This is a genomic window from Flavitalea plasmicola (assembly GCF_030546645.1).
Classification (GTDB): Bacteria; Bacteroidota; Bacteroidia; order Chitinophagales; family Chitinophagaceae; genus Puia.
Genome location: NZ_JAUOTO010000011.1, coordinates 33,958 through 57,252 on the forward strand (window position 1 = coordinate 33,958; position 23,295 = coordinate 57,252).

27 protein-coding genes and 1 tRNA gene are annotated in these 23,295 nt (G+C 51.6%); 11 read left to right on the forward strand and 17 right to left on the reverse strand.

Annotated features, from left to right (window positions below):
• Window positions 1-8 precede the first annotated feature (8 nt).
• Complete coding sequence (ahcY, locus tag Q4E93_RS32165) at window positions 9-1,334, reverse strand: adenosylhomocysteinase (protein WP_303592059.1); 1,326 nt, start codon at window positions 1,332-1,334, stop codon at window positions 9-11.
• A 123-nt stretch (window positions 1,335-1,457) separates the two neighbouring features.
• Here ahcY and Q4E93_RS32170 point away from each other — a divergent pair, with 123 nt between their 5' ends.
• From Q4E93_RS32170 to Q4E93_RS32180, 3 genes are read left to right on the forward strand one after another with little or no spacing between them, the layout of a single operon-like run.
• Window positions 1,458-1,958, forward strand: coding sequence for an Lrp/AsnC family transcriptional regulator (locus Q4E93_RS32170; RefSeq protein ID WP_303592060.1), 501 nt, complete (start codon window positions 1,458-1,460; stop codon window positions 1,956-1,958).
• 58 nt (window positions 1,959-2,016) lie between these two features.
• Window positions 2,017-2,313: a hypothetical protein gene (locus Q4E93_RS32175; protein WP_303592061.1), complete on the forward strand. Its 297-nt coding sequence runs from the start codon at window positions 2,017-2,019 to the stop codon at window positions 2,311-2,313.
• An 11-nt stretch (window positions 2,314-2,324) separates the two neighbouring features.
• Window positions 2,325-2,843, forward strand: coding sequence for a GNAT family N-acetyltransferase (locus tag Q4E93_RS32180; protein WP_303592062.1), 519 nt, complete (start codon window positions 2,325-2,327; stop codon window positions 2,841-2,843).
• Between the two features lie 45 nt (window positions 2,844-2,888).
• Here the strand turns inward: Q4E93_RS32180 and Q4E93_RS32185 are convergent, their stop codons facing one another.
• From Q4E93_RS32185 to Q4E93_RS32210, 6 genes are all read right to left on the reverse strand, one after another.
• Window positions 2,889-3,347 carry an NUDIX hydrolase gene (locus Q4E93_RS32185; RefSeq protein WP_303592063.1) on the reverse strand — a complete coding sequence of 153 codons (459 nt, stop codon included), beginning with the start codon at window positions 3,345-3,347 and terminating at the stop codon, window positions 2,889-2,891.
• Between the two features lie 52 nt (window positions 3,348-3,399).
• Window positions 3,400-3,573, reverse strand: coding sequence for a hypothetical protein (locus Q4E93_RS32190; protein ID WP_303592064.1), 174 nt, complete (start codon window positions 3,571-3,573; stop codon window positions 3,400-3,402).
• 49 nt (window positions 3,574-3,622) lie between these two features.
• Window positions 3,623-3,985, reverse strand: a complete 363-nt coding sequence (locus Q4E93_RS32195) for a hypothetical protein (protein ID WP_303592065.1) — start codon at window positions 3,983-3,985, stop codon at window positions 3,623-3,625.
• 20 nt (window positions 3,986-4,005) lie between these two features.
• On the reverse strand, window positions 4,006-4,944 hold the full coding sequence (locus tag Q4E93_RS32200; RefSeq protein ID WP_303592066.1) for a magnesium transporter CorA family protein: 939 nt from the start codon (window positions 4,942-4,944) through the stop codon (window positions 4,006-4,008).
• A 91-nt stretch (window positions 4,945-5,035) separates the two neighbouring features.
• Window positions 5,036-5,839 (reverse strand): diaminopimelate epimerase, encoded by an 804-nt coding sequence (gene dapF, locus Q4E93_RS32205; protein ID WP_303592067.1) that lies wholly within the window; start codon window positions 5,837-5,839, stop codon window positions 5,036-5,038.
• A 25-nt stretch (window positions 5,840-5,864) separates the two neighbouring features.
• A complete protein-coding gene (locus Q4E93_RS32210; protein WP_303592068.1) occupies window positions 5,865-6,740 on the reverse strand; it encodes a nucleoside phosphorylase in 876 nt (291 codons plus the stop codon).
• A gap of 115 nt (window positions 6,741-6,855) precedes the next feature.
• Here Q4E93_RS32210 and Q4E93_RS32215 point away from each other — a divergent pair.
• A tRNA-Cys gene (locus Q4E93_RS32215) sits at window positions 6,856-6,929 on the forward strand.
• 66 nt (window positions 6,930-6,995) lie between these two features.
• On the opposite strand, the gene Q4E93_RS32220 is transcribed toward Q4E93_RS32215, so the two are convergent.
• Window positions 6,996-8,909 carry a WG repeat-containing protein gene (locus Q4E93_RS32220; RefSeq protein WP_303592069.1) on the reverse strand — a complete coding sequence of 638 codons (1,914 nt, stop codon included), beginning with the start codon at window positions 8,907-8,909 and terminating at the stop codon, window positions 6,996-6,998.
• 149 nt (window positions 8,910-9,058) lie between these two features.
• Here Q4E93_RS32220 and Q4E93_RS32225 point away from each other — a divergent pair, with 149 nt between their 5' ends.
• Window positions 9,059-9,340 carry an RNA recognition motif domain-containing protein gene (locus Q4E93_RS32225; RefSeq protein WP_303592070.1) on the forward strand — a complete coding sequence of 94 codons (282 nt, stop codon included), beginning with the start codon at window positions 9,059-9,061 and terminating at the stop codon, window positions 9,338-9,340.
• Between the two features lie 272 nt (window positions 9,341-9,612).
• On the forward strand, window positions 9,613-10,164 hold the full coding sequence (locus Q4E93_RS32230; protein ID WP_303592071.1) for a lipid-binding SYLF domain-containing protein: 552 nt from the start codon (window positions 9,613-9,615) through the stop codon (window positions 10,162-10,164).
• Between the two features lie 55 nt (window positions 10,165-10,219).
• Here Q4E93_RS32230 and Q4E93_RS32235 read toward each other — a convergent pair whose 3' ends face one another.
• From Q4E93_RS32235 to Q4E93_RS32245, 3 genes are all read right to left on the reverse strand, one after another.
• Complete coding sequence (locus tag Q4E93_RS32235; RefSeq protein WP_303592072.1) at window positions 10,220-11,947, reverse strand: hypothetical protein; 1,728 nt, start codon at window positions 11,945-11,947, stop codon at window positions 10,220-10,222.
• A 139-nt stretch (window positions 11,948-12,086) separates the two neighbouring features.
• Window positions 12,087-13,187: a Gfo/Idh/MocA family protein gene (locus Q4E93_RS32240; protein ID WP_303592073.1), complete on the reverse strand. Its 1,101-nt coding sequence runs from the start codon at window positions 13,185-13,187 to the stop codon at window positions 12,087-12,089.
• A gap of 127 nt (window positions 13,188-13,314) precedes the next feature.
• Entirely contained in the window at window positions 13,315-14,235 is a 921-nt protein-coding gene (locus Q4E93_RS32245) for a hypothetical protein (RefSeq protein WP_303592074.1), read from the reverse strand.
• A 376-nt stretch (window positions 14,236-14,611) separates the two neighbouring features.
• On the opposite strand from Q4E93_RS32245, the gene Q4E93_RS32250 reads away from it, so the two are divergent.
• The 3 genes from Q4E93_RS32250 to Q4E93_RS32260 are packed head-to-tail and all read left to right on the forward strand — an operon-like array spanning window position 14,612 to window position 16,434.
• A complete protein-coding gene (locus tag Q4E93_RS32250; RefSeq protein WP_303592075.1) occupies window positions 14,612-15,193 on the forward strand; it encodes a TetR/AcrR family transcriptional regulator in 582 nt (193 codons plus the stop codon).
• 5 nt (window positions 15,194-15,198) lie between these two features.
• Window positions 15,199-15,990 carry an MBL fold metallo-hydrolase gene (locus Q4E93_RS32255; RefSeq protein WP_303592076.1) on the forward strand — a complete coding sequence of 264 codons (792 nt, stop codon included), beginning with the start codon at window positions 15,199-15,201 and terminating at the stop codon, window positions 15,988-15,990.
• A gap of 48 nt (window positions 15,991-16,038) precedes the next feature.
• On the forward strand, window positions 16,039-16,434 hold the full coding sequence (locus Q4E93_RS32260) for a hypothetical protein (protein ID WP_303592077.1): 396 nt from the start codon (window positions 16,039-16,041) through the stop codon (window positions 16,432-16,434).
• Here Q4E93_RS32260 and Q4E93_RS32265 read toward each other — a convergent pair.
• Together Q4E93_RS32265 and rocD are read right to left on the reverse strand one after the other, a co-directional pair.
• Window positions 16,431-17,144 carry a VIT1/CCC1 transporter family protein gene (locus Q4E93_RS32265; RefSeq protein WP_303592078.1) on the reverse strand — a complete coding sequence of 238 codons (714 nt, stop codon included), beginning with the start codon at window positions 17,142-17,144 and terminating at the stop codon, window positions 16,431-16,433. The genes Q4E93_RS32260 and Q4E93_RS32265 overlap by 4 nt on opposite strands.
• A 42-nt stretch (window positions 17,145-17,186) precedes the next feature.
• The gene (rocD, locus tag Q4E93_RS32270; RefSeq protein ID WP_303592079.1) at window positions 17,187-18,443 is read right to left on the reverse strand and encodes an ornithine--oxo-acid transaminase; all 1,257 of its coding nucleotides are present in this window, start codon (window positions 18,441-18,443) and stop codon (window positions 17,187-17,189) included.
• A 201-nt stretch (window positions 18,444-18,644) separates the two neighbouring features.
• On the opposite strand from rocD, the gene Q4E93_RS32275 reads away from it, so the two are divergent.
• The gene (locus tag Q4E93_RS32275) at window positions 18,645-19,544 is read left to right on the forward strand and encodes a glycosyltransferase (protein ID WP_303592080.1); all 900 of its coding nucleotides are present in this window, start codon (window positions 18,645-18,647) and stop codon (window positions 19,542-19,544) included.
• Here Q4E93_RS32275 and ispE read toward each other — a convergent pair.
• The 4 genes from ispE to Q4E93_RS32295 all read right to left on the reverse strand — a co-directional run bounded on the left by ispE (window position 19,523) and on the right by Q4E93_RS32295 (window position 22,871).
• A complete protein-coding gene (gene ispE, locus Q4E93_RS32280) occupies window positions 19,523-20,338 on the reverse strand; it encodes a 4-(cytidine 5'-diphospho)-2-C-methyl-D-erythritol kinase (RefSeq protein ID WP_303592081.1) in 816 nt (271 codons plus the stop codon). The two genes, Q4E93_RS32275 and ispE, sit on opposite strands and share 22 nt — an antisense overlap.
• Before the next feature lies 1 nt (window position 20,339).
• Window positions 20,340-20,948: a bifunctional nuclease family protein gene (locus Q4E93_RS32285; RefSeq protein WP_303592082.1), complete on the reverse strand. Its 609-nt coding sequence runs from the start codon at window positions 20,946-20,948 to the stop codon at window positions 20,340-20,342.
• Between the two features lie 186 nt (window positions 20,949-21,134).
• The gene (locus Q4E93_RS32290; RefSeq protein WP_303592083.1) at window positions 21,135-22,100 is read right to left on the reverse strand and encodes an electron transfer flavoprotein subunit alpha/FixB family protein; all 966 of its coding nucleotides are present in this window, start codon (window positions 22,098-22,100) and stop codon (window positions 21,135-21,137) included.
• A 27-nt stretch (window positions 22,101-22,127) separates the two neighbouring features.
• Window positions 22,128-22,871 carry an electron transfer flavoprotein subunit beta/FixA family protein gene (locus Q4E93_RS32295; RefSeq protein WP_303592084.1) on the reverse strand — a complete coding sequence of 248 codons (744 nt, stop codon included), beginning with the start codon at window positions 22,869-22,871 and terminating at the stop codon, window positions 22,128-22,130.
• A gap of 109 nt (window positions 22,872-22,980) precedes the next feature.
• Here Q4E93_RS32295 and Q4E93_RS32300 point away from each other — a divergent pair, with 109 nt between their 5' ends.
• Window positions 22,981-23,292, forward strand: a complete 312-nt coding sequence (locus Q4E93_RS32300; protein ID WP_303592085.1) for a tetratricopeptide repeat protein — start codon at window positions 22,981-22,983, stop codon at window positions 23,290-23,292.
• Window positions 23,293-23,295: the final 3 nt, after the last annotated feature.

Consider the following 23,295-nt stretch of genomic DNA (forward strand, 5'->3'; position numbering starts at 1 on the left):
TATTGTTACTAGTAGCGATAGTGTTCGGGTTTGAAAGGACCGGCCTTGGGGATACCGAGGTAGGTGGCCTGGGCATCCGTCAGCTCGTCCAGCTCTACGCCGATCTTGGCGAGGTGCAGGCGTGCCACTTTCTCGTCCAGTACCTTAGGCAGCACATACACTTTGTTCTCGTATTTGTTGTGATTGGTCCAAAGCTCTATCTGGGCCAGGGTCTGGTTGGAGAAAGAGTTGCTCATCACGAAAGAGGGGTGACCTGTAGCGCAACCGAGGTTGACCAGGCGGCCTTCTGCCAGGATGATGACATCCTTTCCGTCGATGTTGTACACATCTACCTGGGGCTTGATGGTATCTTTAGTATGACCGTAGTTGGTGTTCAACCACGCCATATCGATCTCGATGTCGAAGTGACCGATGTTACAAACGATGGCTTTGTCCTTCATCAGGCGGAAATGTTTTTCCGTGATCAGGTCGCGGCAACCGGAGGCAGTGACGACGATGTCGGCTTCTTTCACGGCGTCCACCATTTTCTTTACTTCAAATCCGTCCATAGCGGCCTGCAGTGCGCAGATGGGATCGATCTCCGTGACAATGACGCGGCAACCGGCGCCTTTCAGGCTGGCGGCGGAGCCTTTACCTACGTCGCCATAGCTGCCCACGACGGCAACTTTACCGGCCATCATGACATCGGTAGCGCGGCGGATAGCGTCCACCAGGGATTCTTTACAGCCGTATTTGTTGTCGAACTTGGATTTGGTAACGGAGTCATTCACATTGATGGCGGGAATGGGCAAAGTGCCTTTTTCCATTCTTTCGTACAGGCGGTGTACGCCAGTGGTCGTTTCTTCGCTGAGTCCTTTTACGTGCTGTACCAGCTCGGGATATTTATCGAATACGATGTTGGTGAGGTCGCCACCGTCGTCCAGGATCATGTTCAGGGGGCGGTCGGTGCTGCCGAAGAACAGTGTCTGTTCGATGCACCAATCAGCCTCTTCCAGGGACTGGCCTTTCCAGGCAAATACGCCGATGCCGGCGGCTGCGATAGCGGCGGCAGCCTGGTCCTGTGTAGAGAATATATTGCAGGAGCTCCATTTCACTTCTGCGCCCAGGGCAACCAACGTCTCGATGAGGACGGCTGTCTGGATGGTCATATGGAGGCAGCCTGCTATGCGGGCGCCTTTCAGCGGCTGCTGTTTGCCATATTCCGCACGGATGGCCATCAGGCCCGGCATTTCGGCTTCAGCAAGGCGGATCTCTTTACGGCCCCACTCAGCCAGGCTCATATCCTTCACTTTATAAGGGAGCTTCAGATCGATAGCAAGAGTTTTTGTTGACATCGGTATTTGCTTTTTTAATTTGGACAAAGGTATAATAGTAGAACAAAAATGGAGCTTAGAACGATAAATTTGGAACAAAAGTGTAAAAAGTAGTAATTTTATAGAACAAACACGTAGAAGGCTATGGAAAAATCCTCCGAAACAGAAAAAACGGCTGTTGCCCCTGTCCCTTTGGATGAAAAGGACAAAGCCATCCTGCGCCTGCTCCAGGCAGACGCCAAGATAACCGTGCGGGAGATCGCTGCCAAAGTGCATTTGAGCACCACTCCTGTACATGAGCGTATCAAACGGATGGAGGATACGGGTGTCATTCTACGCTATGCCACGCTGGTGGATCATTCCAAGGTGAAGAAGGGGTTGATGGCCATCTGCTATGTGTCGTTGAAAGAGCATAACAAGCGGTCCGGCGCAAAATTTATCAGGACGATCCATGAATTGCCGGAGATCGTGGAGTGTTATATTATTTCCGGGGAATTTGATTTCCTGCTGAAGGTGGCGGTGGACAATATGGACGACTACTACGATTTCCATGTCAATAAGCTGGGGCAAGTGGAAAATATCGGGCATGTGCAAAGCACTTTCGTCATGGGTGTTATCAAGCAGACGCACCAGCAGATACGTTAGAAATTAGTAAATTGCAGTGGTTGCCCATACGAATTTTACGCACTAAACTCATTATAACATGTACGCATACGACACTGTAGTTGAAGCCGTCAAGGGGCTTAAGGAAAGAGGATATACCATCGACTTCAACCTGGAGCAAGACGCGATCAGCTGTCATACCGGCAAGCTGCGTCCTGCTGAATTTACCATCACGGAGGTCTATCGTTTCGAGGGCAACAGCGATCCTGCCGACGAAGCCGTCGTATATGCCATCGAGTCCAGGGACGGCCGGAAAGGCGTGCTGGTGAATGGCTTTGGGGTCTCTTCCGAAGAGATAGGGGAAGAGATGGTGGAAAAACTGTCTGTTCGCCATTAAACATAGCCATTATGGTAACCATTCGAACTGCCCGCGAGGAAGACCTTCCTGCCATGCTGGAGATCTATAATCACGTCATTCTCAACACCACGGCGGTATATCACTATGAGGCTCATACGATGGAGATGCGCAAAGCCTGGTATGATACCCGTGTCCAGGGAGGCTATCCTGTCTTTGTCGCGGAGTCGGAAGGGAAGATCGTTGGCTTCAGCTCCTATGGTCCTTTCCGTCCCTGGCCGGCCTATAAGTATACGATGGAAAACTCCGTGTATGTGGCGGAGGGGCAGCGTGGAAAAGGGATCGCGAAGTTATTGATGGAGCCGTTGGTAAGGACTGCAAGGGAGAAGGACGTACATGCCATCATTGCCGTAATAGACGGCTCCAATGAGGTCAGCAAGCGGCTACATCGCGGATTTGGGTTTGAGGAGGTAGGGCATTTCCGGCAGGTGGGCTATAAGTTCGGGGCCTGGCTGGACCTTACGTTCATGGAGCTGGTGCTGGATACGCCAGCCCACCCGGTGGAAGGGTAGAAACCTCCGTGGGTTTGCCAGATCATGCGGAGCCGACAGGAGCCGTCAGTACCTGGCTTTCACGATATCCGCCACCACCTTATCGATGGGCAGCGTCACGCTCTGCGCGCCGAACAGGTCCCAGTCGATGAAGCGAAAGGTCTCCGTTTCTTTTCTTTCGGCGTAGATCTTCAGTTCTCTTTCGTCAAAATCAAATGGTTTGGTACGCAGGGGGGCTTTTATGGGCTCCAGGGCTTCGGCAAAATAATAGATGGAGATGATCTGGTGTTCCGGATTGAAAGCAGACATCTGGAAAAAGTCGGTGGTATACAGATGATCTCCGATGCGTACATCCAGGTCCATCTCTTCTTTAAACTCTCTTTTCAGGCAATCCCTTGTGCCTTCTCCGAATTCCAGGCCGCCGCCGGGGAATTTTGTATAGTAGCCGCCACGGATATATTCATCACTGACGAGGACTTTCTTATTTTCTCCCAGTAAGATGCCGTATACTCTCAGGTTTATCATGTATGGTGTTTAAGAGCCCTCCGGACAATCCGGAGGGCCTTGAGATCAATGATTAATGTGGTTTTGCACAGCAGCCCTGGCCGCAATGGTCCTTACAGGCGGGTGTACAAACTTTTTCCGTGCAATCCTTGCAAGCTTTTTTAGCATGCCTGGGTTTGTCGGAAGCTTGAGCAGCCTGGCCAATGGTCAATGCAGTAGCCAGCGCCAATAAAAATATATTTTTCATATACATTTTTTGATGGTGAGAATAAAGATGATGTGCTTTTTGGTATGGATCAGGCATTGGGTGGCTTCCAGGTCGATGCGGCATAGTCTGTCAGCGGTTGTCCCGGGATCTCGCGATAAGGATGTCTGACAGTGGCGGAAAGGCCGGCTGATGTATAGGTGGCGGTAACCTCTGCCGTGTAGCAGAGTGGACAATTGGTGCAGTTGGCTGTGGGATTGCAGCATCCTTTACCGTCATGTGCGGACGGTTTTCCGGAGTGTTCATGTTCATAAGGGCATTGCTGTCCTTTCATGTGGCAGGTGGTGGAGGCTGTCGCAGCCTGCTGTTGTTCCAGCAGATGAAATGGCAATTGGATGGTCTCACCGATGTAGGTGAGGGCTGTCATCAGCAATATATGAACATGCCATTTCATTCGTCAATAAAAGTACTGAATTAAAACCATTTCTTTTTCATAAAATACCAGCTGATGACGATGGAAATGCCCAGTGACAGGACAATAGGAATATAGAAAGCGTAATGTGAATTGGAGCCGGGGATGGGCACGTTCATGCCATAGATACCCGACACCAGGGCTGGCAGCGAGAGGATGATCGTGATGGAGGTCAGTCGCTTCAACACGTTATTCATATTGTTGTTGATGATGCTGGCAAAGGCATCCAGCGTACTGCTGAGTATGTTTGTATAGATATTGGCCATTTCCAGCGCCTGTGACATATCCACGGCCAGATCGTCGAGGAATTCCTTCTCTTCATCGGTGAGGCCCAGGAAATTGGTACGGGCCATTTTCAGCAGCAGGATCTCATTGCTGCGGAGGGCCGTCACGAAATACACCATGCTTTTCTGGATCTTCATCAGCTCCAGCAGCTCTTCATTCCTGTTGGAGGCATAGAGCTTCTGTTCCATGAGATTCCGGCGCTGGTTGATCTCCTTCAGGTATTCCAGATAGGTTTGGGTGATCTTTTCGATGACCTTCAGGACCATCATGTTCTTTTTATCGGGATGCCTGTTCTGGAAAGTGTTGAGGAATTTCTTGATGGCGCCGTTCTCAAAGGAGTTGACGGTTACGATCTGATTGTGGGTAAGGATAATACAGATGGGAATGGTGATATAGTAAGCGTCGCTTTCGTTGAAGGAGTTGTTTTCCGTCGGCGTTTTGATGACGATGAGCTTAACGTTATCCTCCTCTTCGAAGCGGGGTCGTTCGTCGATGTCGAGGGAGTCCGTGAGGAAATCCAGGGGGATATCCAGCTCCGAGGACAGGTTGGAGAACTCCTGCTGCTTCAAAGGCGGCAGGATATTGATCCAGGTGCCGTCTGCGGCCTGCTCAACTTCTACGGTTTGATGGTTGATGTTCTTGAAAAACTGGATCATTTTTGAGCTACAAGCTCCAAGCGGCAAGCTTCAAGCTTTTTTTTATATGTTTAGATCAGAATGTCAAATAGGCCAAACCGACTTGTAGCTATTACCTTGCAGCTTGTAGCTGGTCGTCGATGTCTCCTTCGAATACTTTCACGGCCGGTCCGCAAAGCCATATATTTTCAAAAGCGTTATCGCCTACTCTGTCGAATTCCACCCGCAGCTTGCCGCCTTTGGTGACGACCCGGACGTTGTTGTATCCCAGCTCATTGTGATAGCAGGCGAGGGCGCTGGCTGTAACGCCCGTGCCGCAGGAGAGCGTCTCGTCCTCGACGCCCCGTTCGTAGGTGCGGACGATGATCTCGTCTTCCTTCTTTTGCTCTACAAAGTTGACATTGATACCTTCCTTGGAAAATTCGCTGCTATAACGGATCTCCATGCCTTTCCTGTAAACCTCGTAATCCATGACGTCCGTCACCAGCTTTATGTAATGGGGCGAGCCGGTGTCCAGGATAAAATCGTTGTGATAGTCCCGGATGCCCGTCACGTTCTTCATTTTGAGACTTACGATGCCATCGTCGTCGATCCTGGCCTGGTGCGGGCCATCGGTTGCAATGAAATAATATTCATCTTTATGCATGCCCAGGTCATAGGCGAACCTGACCAGGCAGCGACCGCCATTGCCGCACATGCTGCTCTCTCTTCCGTCGGAGTTGTAGTATTTCATTTCGAAGTCAAAGCCTGACCTGGTATTCAACAGCATCAGCCCGTCGGCGCCGATGCCAAAACGTCTGTCACAGAGATTTTTCACCCGATCTACGGTGAGGGCGGTGTAGCTCCAGTTCCGATTGTCCAGGATAATAAAGTCATTTCCGGTGCCCTGATACTTATAAAAATGCATTTTGCTCATGATGGGTCTAAGATGGACAAAAGTATCACATCTTCTCGACAATTCTCAGTGTCTCGCTAATGAGCTTCTCAACGGCAGCAGTGCCATCCGCCGAAAATGTCTTATTGATGCGGTTGGCTACAATAGCGCTGAGGCTTATGCAGTGATGTCCCATGAGCCGCCCTAATCCATAAATACCGGCCGTCTCCATTTCAAAATTAGTGATTCGGTGGGGCCCGAAGGAAAAGCCTGTCAGCCTGTCGATCAGCTCCGGCTGGCTCAATCCGAGACGCAGGACCCTTCCCTGGGGTCCATAAAACCCGGGGCAGGTGACCGTTATGCCCTGGTGGAAGCCATCTACGAAGTGCCGGAGCAGGGTGGGGCTGGCCCCGCTGATATAGGGTTGTGCCAGGCGGTGATGCAGTTGGGTCTGGGTAGCGAAGGACTGGAGGAGGGCCTTATCTTCTTCATTTTCCTCATGCCGGTAGAAATTCAACAGGTTGTCGATGCCGAGACCATGGGTAGATGCTACAAAGCCGTCTACGGGGACGTCTTTTTGCAGGGAGCCGGAGGTGCCCATCCGGATGATGGTCAGAATAGAAAGCGTCGGTTTCACCGTACGGGTAGCCAGGTCGATATTCGCCAGGGCGTCCAGCTCATTGAGGACGATGTCGATATTGTCGGTGCCGATGCCTGTACTGACGACGGTGACCCGTTTTTTACCAATGTACCCCGTATGGGAGACGAATTCCCGGTGTTGCGTCTTATGCTCTATCTTGTCGAAATGCTTGCTGACGGCAGATACCCGGAGGGGGTCGCCCACGGTAAATATGGTGTCCGCCAGCTCTTCCGGCCTGAGGTCCAGGTGGTAAATAGCGCCTCTGCTATTGATAATAAGTTCACTTTCAGCGATTGCTTGCATAAATTCTGATGTTTTTTTTCGAACTTCTTCAAAATTATCTTAATTTTGCACCTGCTCAAAAATAAGGTATCTCTAACAGGATGTCTGGAAAAAGGTACCTTTAGGGCGGGTATAGGGTCTCGTGGCCGAGTGGCTAGGCAGAGCTCTGCAAAAGCTTCTACAGCAGTTCGAATCTGCTCGAGACCTCCAGCCAATCAAGAACCGCCGAAAGGCGGTTTTTTTTTGTGTACATGCGGACTTTAGTTTTTTTTAAGCTTAGTCGGCGTACGGGTCCATAATTCCCTGTGGTGAATAAGGCCGTTTGTTCCACAGTTGGGCAGGGTTGATGGCCCCGTGGATGACGTTGCTGTATAATACCTTCTTCTTTTTGGGATGTTGCGGATCCAGATATTCAAGCTGCAAACGGACGTTGACTGCAATAGCACCATCCATTTGCGGCATGGTGAATTTCCAGTAGGCACCGGGCTCGAGGGCTATTTTGTGATAGCTGTTGCCACACCAGCTGTTGGGCAGATAATCGATGTCTTTCCAGGAACCATCTTTCCCTTGAGCCTGAGTGGTGCAATTCAGGCGACTGTCTTCGGCCGGGAACCAACAGGTGTCACCCGTCGTGTTGGCAAGGTATACCCGGTAGCCTCGAAAGTCGACTGAAAACGTATCGGTCAGTGCGGTATCGATGAGCAGGTGAAGGCTGTCGGGGCCAAAGGGGACATCCCGGATCTTCCTGGGAATGTTCTTAGATAACGCCCAACCGCCGCTGCGAGCCGGCTCTCCGTTTTTGTTCGGCGATGAATATGCGTAAAAATAGCCGCGAAGCATATAATCCGAGTTAAACGTCCGTAGGTGGGAATTGGAACGCAAACTGTCTTGCCAAACTATTTTTCCTGAGGTGTTCATCACTGCCAGTTTGCCGGCGACGATCACTTTCAACAGACCATTGAGGAACCCGGACCGATCAACCTCATCGAGAGGGGGTGTGGGGATAAGTTTGCCGTTGAAGGCGCCAATTCCGTAGTGGGGCTTTTGTCCATGAAAATATCGATCGACAAAATGATAATCGTCCAGAAACTCCAGTTGGTGAAAGGGTGCATCAGAAGGTTTGAACACCACGCGACCGAGGGTGTCGATGATGACATTGCTTTGATCATTGTCGATAATGGCGTATCCGTGGAAAAAGCCCGGATCTTTTACTTTACGGTACTCTTCATTTCCTACGCGTTGCAGGTGCCTGTCGACGAGGAGGTAGTTTCCCCCGCGATGCCGGATGAAGGCGCGCCCGCAGGTAAATGGGCGGACGTCGTCGACAGTAGTATCGTTGAGCAGGACGTGGTTGTGGAGGTCAATGAACCCCATATAACCTTTCGCAGATGAATAAAGGACACCCGGTGATTCGGGCTCCCAAAATTTGTAAAGCGCAAGGGGCGCGATGTCCTCCGAAAAACCGTCTTCGCTGATACTGGTACCATGGAGTTGCTGCCGGCGAAGGACAACCTTGCCCGATCGATCCACGACTATCTGGTAATCGGGGCTGTCAACGGCCAGACAATAGCCATGGTGCGGTCGGCTGATCGTTGCATACTTGCCGACCGGAATGACGAAATGTCCCAGTGTATCGACCACTCCTTCCTGGGTATGGCCATCGTGACTAACGGAGTCTACATAGGCAAGGCCGTCGTCGAAATCAGTGATCATTCCGTAAAGGGTGTCGAGAACGAGCCTGCCTTGCGTGTTGATCAAGCCGCGGTGACCAGAGAAGGTACGTACGACCGCTACACCGTGCTGGAATGAAGAGAGTTCTTCGTATGCACAGGGAAAGGCCGACCGCCCCTGATGATCGATGTAATAGAAATGGTCATCCTTGTACACGAGTGCCAGGCCGCACGAAAAAGGCTCGGCCCAGTCGAACTGGGCGGTGATTGTGAAATCTCCCTTTGAGTCGATGTAACCATATAGTCCGTTTTCCCGGACGGCGGCCAACCCCTCCGAAAAATCGCTGCCATTGTAATAGATCGCGGGAATGACCATTTTCCCCGCCTTGTCGATATAGCCGATCTTATGGTCCGCCTCTATTCGGACAAGAATAGACCGGTCTGATGAATGTACACATGCAATGAGGGCCACACAGGACAAAACGGAAATAAGGTAGAATGGGGCGGAGCGTATGGGCATGTAATGGAGATGGGATGAGGAAGTTACGACATTTAGCGAGAGTATTGCTGGTGAGAAAAGCCTGGGCAACTACCCGCTGGGGCATGCTCAAATGTGGTATTTTTTTTAATGCATTGATAGTCAGTTGATTTAATGCTATTTGATCATGCATGAAAACAGTATATATTTGCCTTATGCGAATGACAATATCTGGCCTTCCGCGCCATTTCGACAAATTTGATCTTCAACGCCTATTTAACCCATTTGGCTGGGTGGATTATACAAGAATCCTCATCGACCCTCTCTCTGGTCTAAGCAAGGGAAAAGGAATCGTCGAGATGAAGCAGGATGATCAGGCGAAACAGGCAATGGCTGCTTTGCAGGGCAAAATATTGGAGACGAATCCGCTGAACATTAAGGAAGCTAAAGAAGCGGGTCCAAAGCGCTGGTAACCTATTTCCACTCCGTTAGATATTCATCCATTATCTGATCAGACAATGCGGTTTGAACCGGCTGCCTTATGCAGACTGGCATAATATTGCGGGCTGAGAGACGATCGGGTAGATGGGGATAATTAATCGCGTTATCTGCAGCAGTGAAAGTATTCAATATAATATATGTAGCTGGTCGTCAATCTCTTACCTGGCGTGGCGCTAATGGCAGATTTTTTGCCTAGCTTTTACTGTACAACCTTCTTAAACAGTAAAACTTAAAATTGTTATTTATGAAAAAGATAAGCGGGACCAGGATGGCAGTATTCCTAATGATATTGTCGGGTCTTTTTTTGCCACGAATAGTAAAGGCGCAGGAAGGTAACCAGGAAAGGATAATGGAGGACAGCAAAAAGGCCAAAGCCGCCTTCTTAAAGGCAGATCCATCTATGGAAAATCTCTTTAAGAATTCCGCCGGATATGTAATATTCCCCAATGTAGGTAAGGGAGGTTTAGGAGTAGGCGGAGCCGCAGGCAGAGGGATGGTATATGAAAAAGGAAAGCCGGTGGGTATGGCCAAGATGACACAGGTAACGGTGGGTGCGCAGGCAGGGGGACAAGCATACCGGGAAGTTATCTTTTTTCAAAATAAAGACGCGTTGGATCGCTTTATGCAAGACAAAGTTGAATTCAGCGGACAAGTTTCGGCAATCGCTGCTAAAGCAGGCGCTTCTGCCAATGCGAATTACAGAGACGGCGTAGTGGTATTTTCCCAGGAAAAAGGTGGATTAATGCTGGAGGCCTCCTTGGGCGGGCAGAAATTTAGCTATAAGGCATTAAAATAACGGTAATAAATCAGATGAAGGCCGTCTCAATTATTGGTGAGACGGCCTCTTTTTTTTACCATTTCGGTTGCGCCACTTTCCAGCTCATACGAGTATAGAAAAGGTCGGGGTTCAACTGGCTTTGATCGAAGTAGAGACCGGATGCAACCCCGGTACGCTTCAACTCGGGCATGGAGCCCGCCATGATGGAAGCATGTTGTCCTACACCTGAGAACTGGAAATGGATCTCAGCATCTTCATATCCCGCGAGCAGGATGGGTTCCATCACGATGTTGGTTCTGGCGGGACTGCCACAGGGCGTTTCGATGCGGGTACACCGAAGGATGTTGCCTGAATTGAAGCGCAGCTTTACTTTGAAACCATCCGGTGCATGCACCACTTCACCGCTGACGCCCGGATCGTAGGATTCATGCCTGATGCGGCCGACAGCCACATTTTCCAGCTTGTCCCAGTTCACTTTATGATCGGCGCAGCCGTCGGCCTCCGTATGTGTGGAGAAAGTTCCTGCCGGCATATTCACCACGCCACTGCTGTTGATATTGATATCGGTGTAACTGAACAGCGAGTGCTGGCCCGCTTTGAAGAAACCATCGGCATCACCGCGCAGGCGGACGTTGAGATCGAACCGGCGGGTGAGAGCGGCATCCGGTGATTCAACTTTCATGTATTCCAGCGTAATCAGCCATTCGTTGAGCAGCTTGGTATCGGTGAAGGCATCACAGCTCACTACTACGGGGCCGGAAGCGTTCGGTCCTGAAGCGAGCAGGTCACAGAGGATGAGGTTAGGTGTCCAGAGAACGACGTTCAAGTTGTAACCGTTGATCTTCACGCTGCGCTTGCCTATCCCCGGGTCGTTGCCGAAATTGCCATGGATGTAGAGGCGACTGGGATAGCTCGCGGTGCCGGCATCCATTTCGGTCTCGTCTACCTGCAGGTAGTCAATGTGTTGCTCACCTAATACGGTGATATTTGAAATCAACTGGAAGACGCCGGGTAAACTGAGCTTTAGCTTGACACTTACCGCTTCGGGATTGGGTGAGGGCACTTGTGCGGGTGCGGTATATTCCGCGGTTGCACCGCCGGACGTTAAATGGCCCTTTCCACTGTAGGACCAATCGCCCACCAAACCGGGATTCAACGGATAGGGCCCGGTGATATAACTCCCGTCCACTTCGGGGTATTTTTCCATGCCTTCGGGCAGGGTGGCCAATATAGCGAGCTGAATTTTCTCGCCCGTTTTTACACGGGCGTCGTAAGGCTTGATATAGCAAAGCGGAAAAAAGGTGAGATCCACCGCTTTCGAAAAGGATGCTGACACTTTCTTCTGCGCTTTATTCAATTGCTTCTTCGGCAAAACGGCCCAGCTGCCATCCGCCGTTTGTCCTGCTACGCCGAGGCCCTCTGCCAGGGTAGATTTGATCTCTGCTTCTGTGTAGGTGAACGTAACCGTGGCCGGTCTCTGAAAAGCGAGATCTTTGGGCAATAGGCGATAAGCAGCGCTGGTAGCAAAATCCAACGTATTGGTAATGGGTTGGATGCTGAGCGTTTGCTCGCCCGATAAGGCGCCCTCGGGAATGTCGATGCGCATCCTGCCATCGGCGGATGCAATGCTGCCACCGGCTGCACCGATCTTTTTCGTGACGGCATCGCCCTGAGGTACGCCGATGGCGGTTTTCAGTGGGGTTCCGGATATGGGATCCGGAAGGTCGCCGCTGTTGACATTCCCTTTTTTGCAGGAGAAAAATAGCATGGCTAAAAGAAGGCCAGTAACAATTTGGTTCATTGGTTGCTGTTAATGGCACAATAATACCACTCATGGAAGGCCTTAGGCAAGTGGATGGGGAATGAATTGAGGGAAATGGCGCCTGAAAAGGGGTGGCAGGGGATAAAGCGAGAAAGATGAATGTGCTAGCGCCAAAGGTCTATAGCCTCACACGCTGTTTCGTAGCGGCCGACCTATAAATGGCTTCGACCACACGAATGTCGCGCAGACCTTCTTCACCTGGCACCAGCATGGGTTTCTTTTGCATGATAGATAATGCATCGTCGTCCATTTGCGTGGCCTGCTGGAAGGGGATGTCATATGGATGATTGATGGTACCCAGCGGACTGCTGCCGTTCTGGCCATTGTAAGCGGAATAGGGCTGCATTTTTATGTCTCCCTTTTCACAGGCGATATTGAGAAAGTTGATGTTTTCGCCAAAGCTGGTTTTAATTTCGGCTGTTACACCTCCAGGGAATTCAAGTGTGGCGATGGTTGTTTCATCCAGACCGTTCTTATAGATCTCGGGCCGCGTAGTAGAAGTCTGGGCTGATACTATGGCAACTGGTTCCATGCCCGTGCCCAATCTTGCTCCCTGGATCGCGTATACGCCCATATCGTACAATACACCGCCGCCCATTTCTTTTTTCTGTTTCCAGTGGTTGGTGCGGGTTTCGTAGTAACCGGCTGCGCAATTCACTTTGATAATCTTTCCCAACTGCCGTTCCTTCACGATCCGGCGCCACTCCTGTGTATTCGGCTCATGATGCAACCGGTAGCCAAGGGCCAGTGACTTTTTGTTGGAGCGACAGGCATTGATCATGGCGCTGCATTCGGCTTCCGTCAAAGCCATTGGTTTTTCGCACCACACTTCTTTGCCTGCATTCGCGGCCTTTATCACATATTCTTTATGCATCGAAGGAGGTAACACCACATATATCACATCTATATCAGAATTATTGGCAATGGAATCGAAATTCTGGTAGTTATAAATGTTCTTGTCGGGGATGTTGTATTTTTTCTTCCATGCTTCAGCTTTGGCGGGTGTGCCCGTAACAATGCCTGCCAGGTAGCAATGTTTTGTTTGCTGTAATGCAGGCGCCAACAAATCGGTGCTGTAATATCCCAGGCCTACCAGGGCCACGCCCAATTTGTCTTTATAGTTGCGGGAGGATGAGAAGATCGTTTTGGGAGAGAGTAACAGGATGCCGCCGCCGGCAGCGATCGTTTTAATGGCACGTCTCCGTGAAATAGCGCTCATGTTTACAGGATTTGAAGGTTTGCAACAAAGTTAGCCTACTGAAGTTAAGATTTCCCGGCGGTTTGATCAAAAAAGAGGACCTTACTTTCGTAAGATCCTCTTTTGTTGTTGTTTTAAGGATGCCAGCTTAGTTGGCACAATGTCCGGGACCAGTCACCCCTTCATTATAGTTGGTCAGGGCTGTAACAAGCGCGCTTGTCGTAGCCGGGGCAAGGCTTCCGCCGCCAACAGGGGGAATTACCAGGCTTCCGATCAATGCATCTGCATCTGCAATCGCCTGGGTAACTGCCGAGCCGTTGGCACCTTTGGCAATATTTAATTTCGCAGCAATCAGTTGATGAGCCAATGAGAGCAACCCGTTGCCGCCAACAGGCGTGTTCAGGATGCTGCACAATTGCAAGTCAGAGTATGAGACAGTGCCCAGCCACAAGCTCGTCGCTTTCCATGTATTGACGTTGTTGCCGGCGGCACATCCCACGGGGCCATGTGTTTTCCAGTATCCCTGGGAATAAGTGCAAGTGCAAGGCAGCGTGGAGCAGGTAAGCGTGTTTGAAAAACCACTTTTCCCGAGTCCGGAAACAGGGTCGTTGTGGGCGAATACACGGAAAACATAATCGGAGCCACAGGCAAGCTTGCCAGTGCAGGATGAAGAGGCGCCGCAGGCGTCGAACCGGTTCGCTCCGATGTTGATCGTCATACAGGCATTGGCCGTCAGCTTGAAGCTAGAGCACTTTGGTACCCCGGAGAATGACGCACCGCAGAGCGTAGTATCCGAGTCGCTGCCCCATCCGTGGGCGTCATAATCCGACTTCAGCATCCACTGAACGGAAATACCAGCCGGGGCGCCGGAAGCACCTGCGCATACCTGGATGTTTATAGAGGAGTCTGTTGAAGTTCCGCATGTGATCACAGGCGCATTCAATGGGACTTTTTTTGTTGCCGCCCGCGCGTCTGTTGAGGCGGAGTCACTTAAGTTTTCGCGTTTACAGCTTAAAAAGATGGCTATGGCAAATACAATCGCTGTTGCGGCAAATTTTACTGATTTCATGATCTATTGTGTTGGTTAGGGATTAATAAAAAAACAGAACGTGCTGGAATCAGCTCATAAGGGGGAGAATGACACCTTTTCGAGGAATGGCGGGGCAATAGATTAACTATCATAAATTATGGCAATATCGTTGCTTGATCACGTCGACGGCGATCATTAGTTTTTTCAGCGCAGTAAATAAAGGGATCGATGCATTGATTTTTGCAGGATATGCAGGAGGGACATAGGAATCAGGGAGAAAAGATCGGCAGGACAAGTGGTCTGTCCAAATATACAAAAAAATATATACATTAAATACTTTATTTGTTTATTTTCAAGAAATTAATTTTGTACTAATTAGTACAAAATACTAACTTTACGTAATAAACACACGATCATGGCTGGACGCCCGTCCATATTCGATGAAGCAGCAGTGCTGGACAAAGCGACGGAGCTCTTTTGGACAAGGGGTTATGAGGCTACTTCCCTGGACGATCTGCTGGGGGCCATGGGGATGGGCAAGAGCAGCTTCTATCATGCTTTTGGAAGTAAGAAAGAGCTGTTTGAGAAAGTAATGGATCGCTTTGTGAATGACGCCGTGCACCGCCTGGCGGGCGATCTTCCCACGCACCCGCATCCTATCGAAAGGATCAGGGAATTCTTTCGGGAGATCGCGGACGGTAGATCCATCCAGCATAAAAAGGGATGTTTTATGGGCAACACGGTTGTTGAGCTTACCAATACTGACTATGCCTTGAGCGCACGTGCCGCCCGGCGGCTGGAAAGAATGGAAGCGCTGTTCGGTCACTATATCGCTGCGGCACAGGCATCAGGGGAATTGCAGACAAAGGAAGACCCAACCGTGCTGGCACGTTATTTACAGACCATGTGGAATGGCCTGAATATCACCCGCCGGATCCATCCTGATCCCAAGGCGCTCGGCCCGCTGATCGAATTGCAATTACAGGTATTAAAATAGGATTTATGCAAGTTATTATTACACAGATCGACACGGCATGTATGCTGATCGACATCAATGGTTTTCGCATCGTCACCGATCCTACCTTCGACGCGGCAGGCGGGACCTATCAAAGCGGCTCGGGCAGGATATTGAAAAAAACGGGTTCTCCGGCTATCCGGCCGGAAGCGTTGGGACAAGTGGACCTGGTGTTGCTGAGCCATGACCAGCATAAGGACAACCTGGATGACAGTGGCCGGGCGTTCCTGCAGACGGCGCCGCGGGTGATCTCTACAAAAGAGGCGCGTGAAAGGCTGGGCCTTGCGACGGTGACGGGCATCGACGAGTGGGAGACGGTGCGGATCGAAACGGATAAGGTGCCCGGCCTGCTGATCACCGGAACGCCCTGTATGCATGGTTCGGATGAGGAACTGCATCGTATAGCAGGACATGTACTGGGCTTTATCCTGGAATGGGATGGTCAGCAAAATGGGGTATTGTATATATCGGGAGATACCGTCTTTTTCGAGGGCGTTGAGGAGGTGGCGGAACGCTATGCCGTCGATACGGCCATTCTCCACATTGGCAGGGCAGGGTTCCCGGCGCAGATAGGCGATCGTTATCTCACTTTCACTACGGAGGAGGCTATCCGCACGGCTAAGCTTATGAAGGTGAACAAGCTGGTCCCTACTCACCAGGAAGGCTGGGAGCATTTTTTGGAGGACAGGGCAGCGTCCAGGGAGCAGATCATCGCTGCGGGGTTGGGGGAGAGGCTGGTGTGGTTGACGGCGGGGCGGCCGGAGAAGCTGGAGATATGAGTTGGAGGAGATAAGGGCCGGATGATGAATTTGCTGTAATTTGCGCGGATGAAGTATTCTCAATGGATCGGGGTCGCCGCCGCCCTGTTGCTGATGGGTGCCTGTTATCTTCCCTGGGCGTATTATCCGGAACTGCAAAAGGAGTTTACCGGTTTTTTTTCGGAGAACAATGCTTATGGCCGGCCGGGCAGGATCTTTGTGTTTTTCTGCGGCATCGCCATTGTCCTGTTCCTTATTCCCCGGATCTGGGCCAAGCGGGGTAATCTTTTTGTCTGCGCTATAAATTTCGCTTTTGCCATTAATATCTTTATCCGCTTTACCGGCTGCGCGAGGGGGATCTGCCCTGAAAAGAGGCTCGGTATTTTCCTGATGTTGCTGGCTTCCATTATCATGGTCGTTGCGGCGGTGCTCCCCGATATCCAGCTGAAGGACAAATCGCGTTAGTGCTGGATCAGTCTTGCGACGGCAAAGGCGCAGCCTGCCGCCAGGGCCCCGATGACCATCACCCGTATGGCGCCTGCCAGCGGATTGACGCCAGTCATCCTGCTCTTGAAATAGCCGAAGATGAACAGGCATATCAGAGTAATGAAGGCGGAGATCTTCAGGCCTGTCAGTCCATCATCCACGAAGAAATAAGGGCTTAGCGGTATGAGACCGCCGACAATGTAGGAGAACCCGATATTAAAAGCGCTTTTTCCTGCCCGCCGGGGATCGGGCTTGTCCAGGCCCAGCTCATATTTCATCATGAAGTCCACCCAGACGTCCTTGTCTTTGGTCATCTCGTCCGCGGCCTTCTCCTGTAGTTCTTTACTCAGACCCAGGCCGGAAAAGAATTCTTTTACCTCTTCCTTTTCCCTGTCGGGTACTCGCTGGACCTCATCGTATTCCCGCTTCAGCTCGGAATTATAATGGTCTACTTCTGTCTTGCCGGCCAGGTAGCCTCCCAATCCCATGGCGATGGAGCCTGCGGCTATCTCTGCAATGCCCGCGATCCAAATAAGGTTGAGGTGATTGGCGCTGACGGCTCCGCTCAGTCCTGCCGCCAGGGCAAAGGGCACGGTCAATCCGTCCGACATACCGATGACGATATCTCTCAGGATCTCCGATCCCTTCAAATGCTCTTCGACGTGACCAGCCTGTAACTGTTTATTCATAGTGACCGCGAATTTAACGCCTTTTCACAACAAAGAGAAGGGTCATTGGCCGATGCGGTCAAGGGTAAGCAGGCTGTCTTTCACTATGCCAATGCATGCCAGCACCTCTTCCCTTGTGATCACCAGGGGAGGGGCGAGCCTGATCTTATCGCCATGTGTGGGTTTTGCCAGCATGCCATTGTCTTTCAGGGCCATGCAAAGCTCCCAGGCGGCGCCGGGGTTGGCATGCCGGATGACGATGGCATTCAACAAGCCTTTACCTCTTACCAGCTGAATATGAGGTGAATCGAGGTTTTGCAGCTCAGCGCGGAAAAGCTCTCCTAATTGTTGTGCATTTTCCGTCATATTTTCTTCCAGCAGCACGGTGAGTGCGGCTATTGCCACCTTACAGGCCAGGGGATTACCGCCATAGGTGGACCCGTGTTCGCCGGGACGGATGGTCAGCATGATGTCATCGTCCGCCAGCACGGCAGAGATGGGCAATACGCCGCCACTGAGCGCCTTCCCCAGGATGAGGATATCCGGCCGCACTTCTTCATGGTCACAGGCCAGCATGCGACCTGTGCGTCCCAATCCAGTCTGGATCTCATCTGCGATGAAGAGGGCATTGGCGTCCCGGCACAGCTGCCAGGCTTTGCGCAGGTAGCCGTCTTCGGGCACTACCACGCCGGCCTCGCCCTGGATCGGCTCGACCAGGAATCCGGCCACATATGGGTCCTGCAATGCCTGCCGGAGGGCATTGGTGTCATTGTAGGGGATGATGACAAAGCCTGGCATATAGGGGCCAAACCGGCTGTTGGAATCGGGGTCTGTGCTGAAAGAGATCACGGTACTTGTCCTTCCGTGGAAGTTGTCGGCGCAGACAATGATCCTGGCTTTGTTCTCCGGGATGCCTTTCACCTGGTAGCCCCAGCGACGGCAGAGCTTGATGGCTGTTTCCACTGCCTCGACGCCCGTGTTCATGGGCAGTACCTTGTCATATCCGAAAAGGGTCGTAATATATTGAGCATATTCGCCCAGGGTATTGCTGTGAAAGGCCCTGGACGTCAACGTTAGTTGCTGTGCCTGCTCTACCAGGGCGTTGATGATCTTAGGATGGCAGTGTCCCTGGTTGACGGCAGAATAGCCACTGAGGCAGTCGATATAGCGGTGGCCATCCACATCCCATAGATAGATGCGTTCTCCCCGGCTGAGAACGACGGGAAGGGGATGATAGTTATGTGCGCCATATTTTTCTTCCAGATCCAGGTAAAGGCGTGAGCGATCCGAAAGGGCAGGGGATAGGGAGGTACCAGGCATAAAATATTAAATTATAGAAGAAAAAAAAGTGTAAAGGAAGCGATGCCTCAGATGAATGGGGCCATATCGTCACCAACTGTGATCGAGGAGGTCGAGGTTCCGCTGCAGGAACGGCCGTGAAAGGTAATATGCGGCATTAACAAACATCTGACTGCAAGATAAAAAATAAAAGCTAATTTGCGCAAATTGTAGCTAACCAACATGAAAGTATCCGCCTATTCCTACGTGCGTAATGGTTTCCAGTACGATTACCCTTTTATCCAGGCCATTACGTCCGTCCTTCCCTTGTGCCATGAGTTTATCATGGTGGTAGGGGATTCCACGGACGGAACCAGGGAGGCCATCGAGGCCCTGGGGGACTCCCGTATCCGCATTGTCGATACCATCTGGGATGAGCAGCTGCGTACTGCCGGCCGCATCTTTGCGCAACAGGCCAATATCGGGCTGGACCATGTGACGGGGGACTGGGCTTTCCATATCCAGGCAGACGAAGTATTGCATGAAGATGACATTCCGCTGGTGCGGGCTGCCATGGAAAAGTATGCAGGCGACCCGGAAGTGGAAGGTTTCCTGTTCAATTTCATCAATTTTTTTGGCGATTACAGGCATTACGGGCCTTCCCGCCGATTCCACCAGCATGAGATCCGTATTACCCGCAATGATCCTCATGTACGGTCGTATCGTGATTCACAAGGCTTCCGCATTTTCGAAAACCCCGAACGGCAGTGGGAAGAGAAAGGGCGTAAGCTGCGTGTCGTTCCCCTGGAGGCGCGTATATTCCATTACAGTCATGTAAAGAATCCTGCCAACCAGGTGCGGAAAAGGGCGGCGTTCATCGCCCGGTATGAATCGGATGAGGTGGTGCAAAAATACCTGGAGACCAACAAGGATTTCAACTATGCGGACTATGACTATTTAAAGATCTATGAGGGTACGCATCCCGCTGTCATGAAGTCTGTGATCGATGCCCAGGACTGGCAATTCCATTATGATCCTACGCGCAATGACATGAGCATAAAGGAAATGCTTATGCGCCGGCTGGAAGAGCTGACGGGCAAACAATTCTTTATCTACAAGAACTATACGATACTGAAAAAATAACCAGGAAAGAGGGATGCGTCCGGCAAAGTGAGTCCGGTGTCCCGCGGGAAAATGCCATAGAAAGCGGACCCGCTGCCCGTCATGGAGGCATATACGGCTCCGGCACGATATAATTGCTCTTTTATTTTTATCAGACCGGGGTGGGCAAGGAACACGGGCTTCTCAAAATCGTTCACCAGTTGATCCTTCCATGTCTCCGCCGGCTGAGCAAGGATCTCGCGGATGGATCTGCCTTCCTGGGCAGGGGTGCATTGGGAAAAGGCCCAGGCAGTGCCGATGTGAACGCCGGGGCTCACCAGCGCCAGCCAAAATCGCGACAGGTCCAATTCAATGGGCTCCAACTTTTCTCCCCTTCCTCCGGCCAGGCAGGGCTTGTTCAGGATGAAGAAGGGGCAGTCGCTGCCCAACTGTGCCGCATAGGCCATCAACTTTTCTTCATTCAACCCCAGCCGGAATTGCCTGTTTAGCTGCAGGAGCGTAAAAGCGCCGTCGGCCGAGCCGCCACCCAGGCCGGCCCCTATGGGAATATGTTTATGCAGGTGGATCTCCACGGGAGGCAGTTGTTCGAAATCTTTCTTCAGCAGCTGCCAGGCTTTCAGGCAAAGATTGGCGGAAGCATCTCCCGGTATCGGCAGACCGGTGGCGGTGAAAGACAACGCCTCACTTCGTATCGTCTCCAGGACATCTTTAACGGGTAGGGGGTAGAATGCTGTTTCCAGCTGGTGATAACCGTCTTCCCGGCGGCACAGGATCCGAAGTCCCAGGTTGATCTTACAATTGGGGAAAGACAGCATACTATCGGGCCTTACGTCGGCTGTTGATCTCGTCGCGGATGGCGATGGCGCGGATATAGTCTTCCTGTTCCAGCACCTCGTTCAATAATTTTCCCAGCTCTTCGATGGTCATTATTTTGAGATCTTCCCGGGAGCCTCCTCCTTCGGGGGTGGTGGTCGTCGTGGCGGCAACACCTGTTTTTTTCTTTTTGGAAGAGCTGTCTTCCATCAGGATGCCGGCGCTGTCGAGGATATGCTCGTAAGTATAGATGGGGCATCCGAAGCGGACGGCAAGCGCCAGCGCATCGGAGGTCCTTGAATCGATCTCCACCGTATCATGTTCGCTGACACATACCAGCTTGGAATAGAAGATGCCTTCCTGCAGATCGCAAATAATGATCTCCTGGAGGTCGATGGTAAACGCGCTCATGAAGTTTTTCATCAGGTCGTGCGTGAGTGGGCGGCTGGGGTGCATTTTTTCCAATGCGACGGCGATCGCCTGGGCTTCAAAACCTCCGATGACGATGGGCAGACGCCTCAGGCCGTTCACTTCACCTAACACAACTGCATAGGAGTGGGTTTGCGTTATGCTGTGCGATAAAGCCACTATTTCCAGTTCTATCTTCTTCATAAATAATTCACGAAACTAAGGGATTTTATCCAAAAAAAATGTGACCGGCCCAAGCAGTAAAAATCGGCCTGGTCACATTTTTCGTCTAACGTCCTGAAAGGCGATGTCTTTCAGGGGCCCGCCCCCCCCAACGGCTTTACCTGCAAGGGGGCGTCTCATGTGAAATATTGACTATAAGGGTATTATTTACGCCAATCCCTTCAATTTCTTTACGGCGGCGATCAGCTTGGGAACCACCTCGAAGGCGTCCCCGACAATGCCATAATCGGCTGCTTTAAAGAAAGGCGCCTCGGGGTCTTTATTGATAACAGCTATGACCTTGCTCCGGTTCACTCCCGCCAGGTGCTGAATGGCGCCGGAGATACCGATGGCGATGTATAAATTGGGGGCGATGGCGATGCCTGTCTGTCCAACGTGCTCATTGTGCGGGCGCCAGTGGGCGTCTGCTACGGGACGGCTACAGGCCGTCGCCGCACCCAGGAGCCTGGCGAGCTCTTCCACCATTCCCCAGTTCTCCGGACCTTTCAGGCCCCTGCCGCCGCTGACGACGATCTCGGCCTCGGTGAGGGGGACCTGGCCGGAAGCCTGGGTGGCGGAGACGACCTTTACTTTAGGAGTGTCCGCCTGCACATTCAGCGCAGCTACTTCAGCCTGTCCATCGCTTGTCTTCGCTGCGAAGGAATTGGGGTTCAGCGCCACCACCTTTATGGGGCTGGTCAGGGATATATGGGCGAATGCCTTTCCGGAGAAGACGTTCTTTTTCACTACGAAGCCGTTGGACGTGTCCGGCAGGGCCACTGCTCCTGCCACCAGGCCTGCCTTCAGCCGGGCGGCCACCCGGGGGGCCACCGCCTTGCCGCTGAGGTTATTGGAGAAAATGACGACGGTAGCACCGGTAGCGCTTACCGCCTCCGCAATAACTTTTCCGTATACCTGTGCATCCAGGTGATTGAGGCTGTCCTGGGCCAGCTGATGTATTTTTTTAACACCATATTTGCCCAGGGCGGCCAGGTCTTCGGTGACGGTGCCCAACAGGAGCCCTTCGGCTGTGGTACCCAGCTGTTGAGCGACGGCTGCGCCATAGCTCAATGCTTCCAGGGACGCTTTTTTAACATGACCTTCAGAATGGTCTATAAATATTAATACTGACATGATTCTTTTTTTGGGAAATGGTGATGATTAGAATGCCTTTGCCTCTTCGTGCAGCAGCCGGATCAGCTCTTCGGGGTTGTCCGCGGGCACCAGCCGGACGCCTGCCTTGGCGGGAGGGAGCTCGAACGACACTACGCTGGTGAGCGCTTCCACCGCCACCGGCTCTACTACTTTCAGGGGCCTGGTCCTGGCGCCCATGATCCCTTTCATGTTGGGTATGCGTTGTTCGGCGACTCCTTTCTGGCAGCTGACGACTACCGGGAGACTGACGCTATCCGTTTCTTCCCCGCCTTCGATCTCCCGTACAACCGTAGCCGTCGTTCCTTCAAGATCGAATTTCACTGCCAGGGATATATAAGGCAGGTCCAGCAATTCGGCCACCATCCCTCCGATGGAGGAGCCATTGTAGTCGATGGTTTCCTTTCCTGTGAATATGAGATCATAGCCACCCGTTTTGGCAATTGCCGCGATCTGGCTGGCAATGTAAAAGCTATCGTGGTGATCTGCATTCACCCGGATGGCCTCATCACCTCCGAGGGCAAGCGCTTTGCGGATGATGGGCTCGGCATCGGCAGCGCCTACCGTCACAAGATGGAGCACCGTGGAAGGGTCTTTTTCTTTAAGCTCTATCGCCCTTACCAGGGCATACCATTCGTCATAAGGGTTGATGATCCATTGGACCCCCTCGGCAGCGAATTTCGTATTGTTCTGGGTGAAGGCTATCTTCGCCGTGGTATCCGGCGTTTTGCTGATACAGACTAATATCTTCATTATGGCGGAAGAGTTTTTAAGGTGACCAATAAAGTTGTTTATGCAACTAAAACAAAGATAAACTTTATAAAGATAATTCCCAACCAAGAGAAAAAAAAATTTGACAGGCATGGATAGGATAGAGAAGCTGAAGGCATTCCTGCAAAAAGACCCGCATGATGCGTTTGTAAAACATGCGCTTGCGCTGGAATATGTGAAGAGGGAAGACGATGTTCTCGCCCGCCGGCTTTGGGAAGAAGTGCTGGAAAGAGATCCCGCTTATGTCGGATCGTATTATCACCTGGGGAAATTACTGGAACGCACGGGCGAAAAGGAACTGGCTATCCACTGGTACCGGCAGGGTATGACGGCTGCCCGTGCAGCGGGGGAGGTGCGTGCATATAATGAATTGCAGGCGGCTTATGAAGACCTGACGGATTAAAAT

What these genes read in the sequence shown, in the direction of transcription:
- Q4E93_RS32250 (WP_303592075.1), top strand. Translation starts at nt 14,612, where the DNA reads ATGGCTGGACGCCCGTCCATATTCGATGAAGCAGCAGTGCTGGACAAA.
- Q4E93_RS32225 (WP_303592070.1), top strand. Translation starts at nt 9,059, where the DNA reads ATGAAAACAGTATATATTTGCCTTATGCGAATGACAATATCTGGCCTT.
- Q4E93_RS32180 (WP_303592062.1), top strand. Translation starts at nt 2,325, where the DNA reads ATGGTAACCATTCGAACTGCCCGCGAGGAAGACCTTCCTGCCATGCTG.
- Q4E93_RS32220 (WP_303592069.1), bottom strand. Translation starts at nt 8,909, where the DNA reads ATGCCCATACGCTCCGCCCCATTCTACCTTATTTCCGTTTTGTCCTGT.
- Q4E93_RS32295 (WP_303592084.1), bottom strand. Translation starts at nt 22,871, where the DNA reads ATGAAGATATTAGTCTGTATCAGCAAAACGCCGGATACCACGGCGAAG.
- rocD (WP_303592079.1), bottom strand. Translation starts at nt 18,443, where the DNA reads ATGCCTGGTACCTCCCTATCCCCTGCCCTTTCGGATCGCTCACGCCTT.
- Q4E93_RS32235 (WP_303592072.1), bottom strand. Translation starts at nt 11,947, where the DNA reads ATGAACCAAATTGTTACTGGCCTTCTTTTAGCCATGCTATTTTTCTCC.
- ahcY (WP_303592059.1), bottom strand. Translation starts at nt 1,334, where the DNA reads ATGTCAACAAAAACTCTTGCTATCGATCTGAAGCTCCCTTATAAAGTG.
- Q4E93_RS32260 (WP_303592077.1), top strand. Translation starts at nt 16,039, where the DNA reads ATGAAGTATTCTCAATGGATCGGGGTCGCCGCCGCCCTGTTGCTGATG.
- Q4E93_RS32300 (WP_303592085.1), top strand. Translation starts at nt 22,981, where the DNA reads ATGGATAGGATAGAGAAGCTGAAGGCATTCCTGCAAAAAGACCCGCAT.
- Q4E93_RS32175 (WP_303592061.1), top strand. Translation starts at nt 2,017, where the DNA reads ATGTACGCATACGACACTGTAGTTGAAGCCGTCAAGGGGCTTAAGGAA.
- Q4E93_RS32190 (WP_303592064.1), bottom strand. Translation starts at nt 3,573, where the DNA reads ATGAAAAATATATTTTTATTGGCGCTGGCTACTGCATTGACCATTGGC.
- Q4E93_RS32290 (WP_303592083.1), bottom strand. Translation starts at nt 22,100, where the DNA reads ATGTCAGTATTAATATTTATAGACCATTCTGAAGGTCATGTTAAAAAA.
- Q4E93_RS32230 (WP_303592071.1), top strand. Translation starts at nt 9,613, where the DNA reads ATGAAAAAGATAAGCGGGACCAGGATGGCAGTATTCCTAATGATATTG.
- Q4E93_RS32275 (WP_303592080.1), top strand. Translation starts at nt 18,645, where the DNA reads ATGAAAGTATCCGCCTATTCCTACGTGCGTAATGGTTTCCAGTACGAT.
- Q4E93_RS32170 (WP_303592060.1), top strand. Translation starts at nt 1,458, where the DNA reads ATGGAAAAATCCTCCGAAACAGAAAAAACGGCTGTTGCCCCTGTCCCT.
- Q4E93_RS32265 (WP_303592078.1), bottom strand. Translation starts at nt 17,144, where the DNA reads ATGAATAAACAGTTACAGGCTGGTCACGTCGAAGAGCATTTGAAGGGA.
- ispE (WP_303592081.1), bottom strand. Translation starts at nt 20,338, where the DNA reads ATGCTGTCTTTCCCCAATTGTAAGATCAACCTGGGACTTCGGATCCTG.
- Q4E93_RS32285 (WP_303592082.1), bottom strand. Translation starts at nt 20,948, where the DNA reads ATGAAGAAGATAGAACTGGAAATAGTGGCTTTATCGCACAGCATAACG.
- Q4E93_RS32200 (WP_303592066.1), bottom strand. Translation starts at nt 4,944, where the DNA reads ATGATCCAGTTTTTCAAGAACATCAACCATCAAACCGTAGAAGTTGAG.
- Q4E93_RS32240 (WP_303592073.1), bottom strand. Translation starts at nt 13,187, where the DNA reads ATGAGCGCTATTTCACGGAGACGTGCCATTAAAACGATCGCTGCCGGC.
- dapF (WP_303592067.1), bottom strand. Translation starts at nt 5,839, where the DNA reads ATGAGCAAAATGCATTTTTATAAGTATCAGGGCACCGGAAATGACTTT.
- Q4E93_RS32255 (WP_303592076.1), top strand. Translation starts at nt 15,199, where the DNA reads ATGCAAGTTATTATTACACAGATCGACACGGCATGTATGCTGATCGAC.
- Q4E93_RS32185 (WP_303592063.1), bottom strand. Translation starts at nt 3,347, where the DNA reads ATGATAAACCTGAGAGTATACGGCATCTTACTGGGAGAAAATAAGAAA.
- Q4E93_RS32245 (WP_303592074.1), bottom strand. Translation starts at nt 14,235, where the DNA reads ATGAAATCAGTAAAATTTGCCGCAACAGCGATTGTATTTGCCATAGCC.
- Q4E93_RS32210 (WP_303592068.1), bottom strand. Translation starts at nt 6,740, where the DNA reads ATGCAAGCAATCGCTGAAAGTGAACTTATTATCAATAGCAGAGGCGCT.
- Q4E93_RS32195 (WP_303592065.1), bottom strand. Translation starts at nt 3,985, where the DNA reads ATGAAATGGCATGTTCATATATTGCTGATGACAGCCCTCACCTACATC.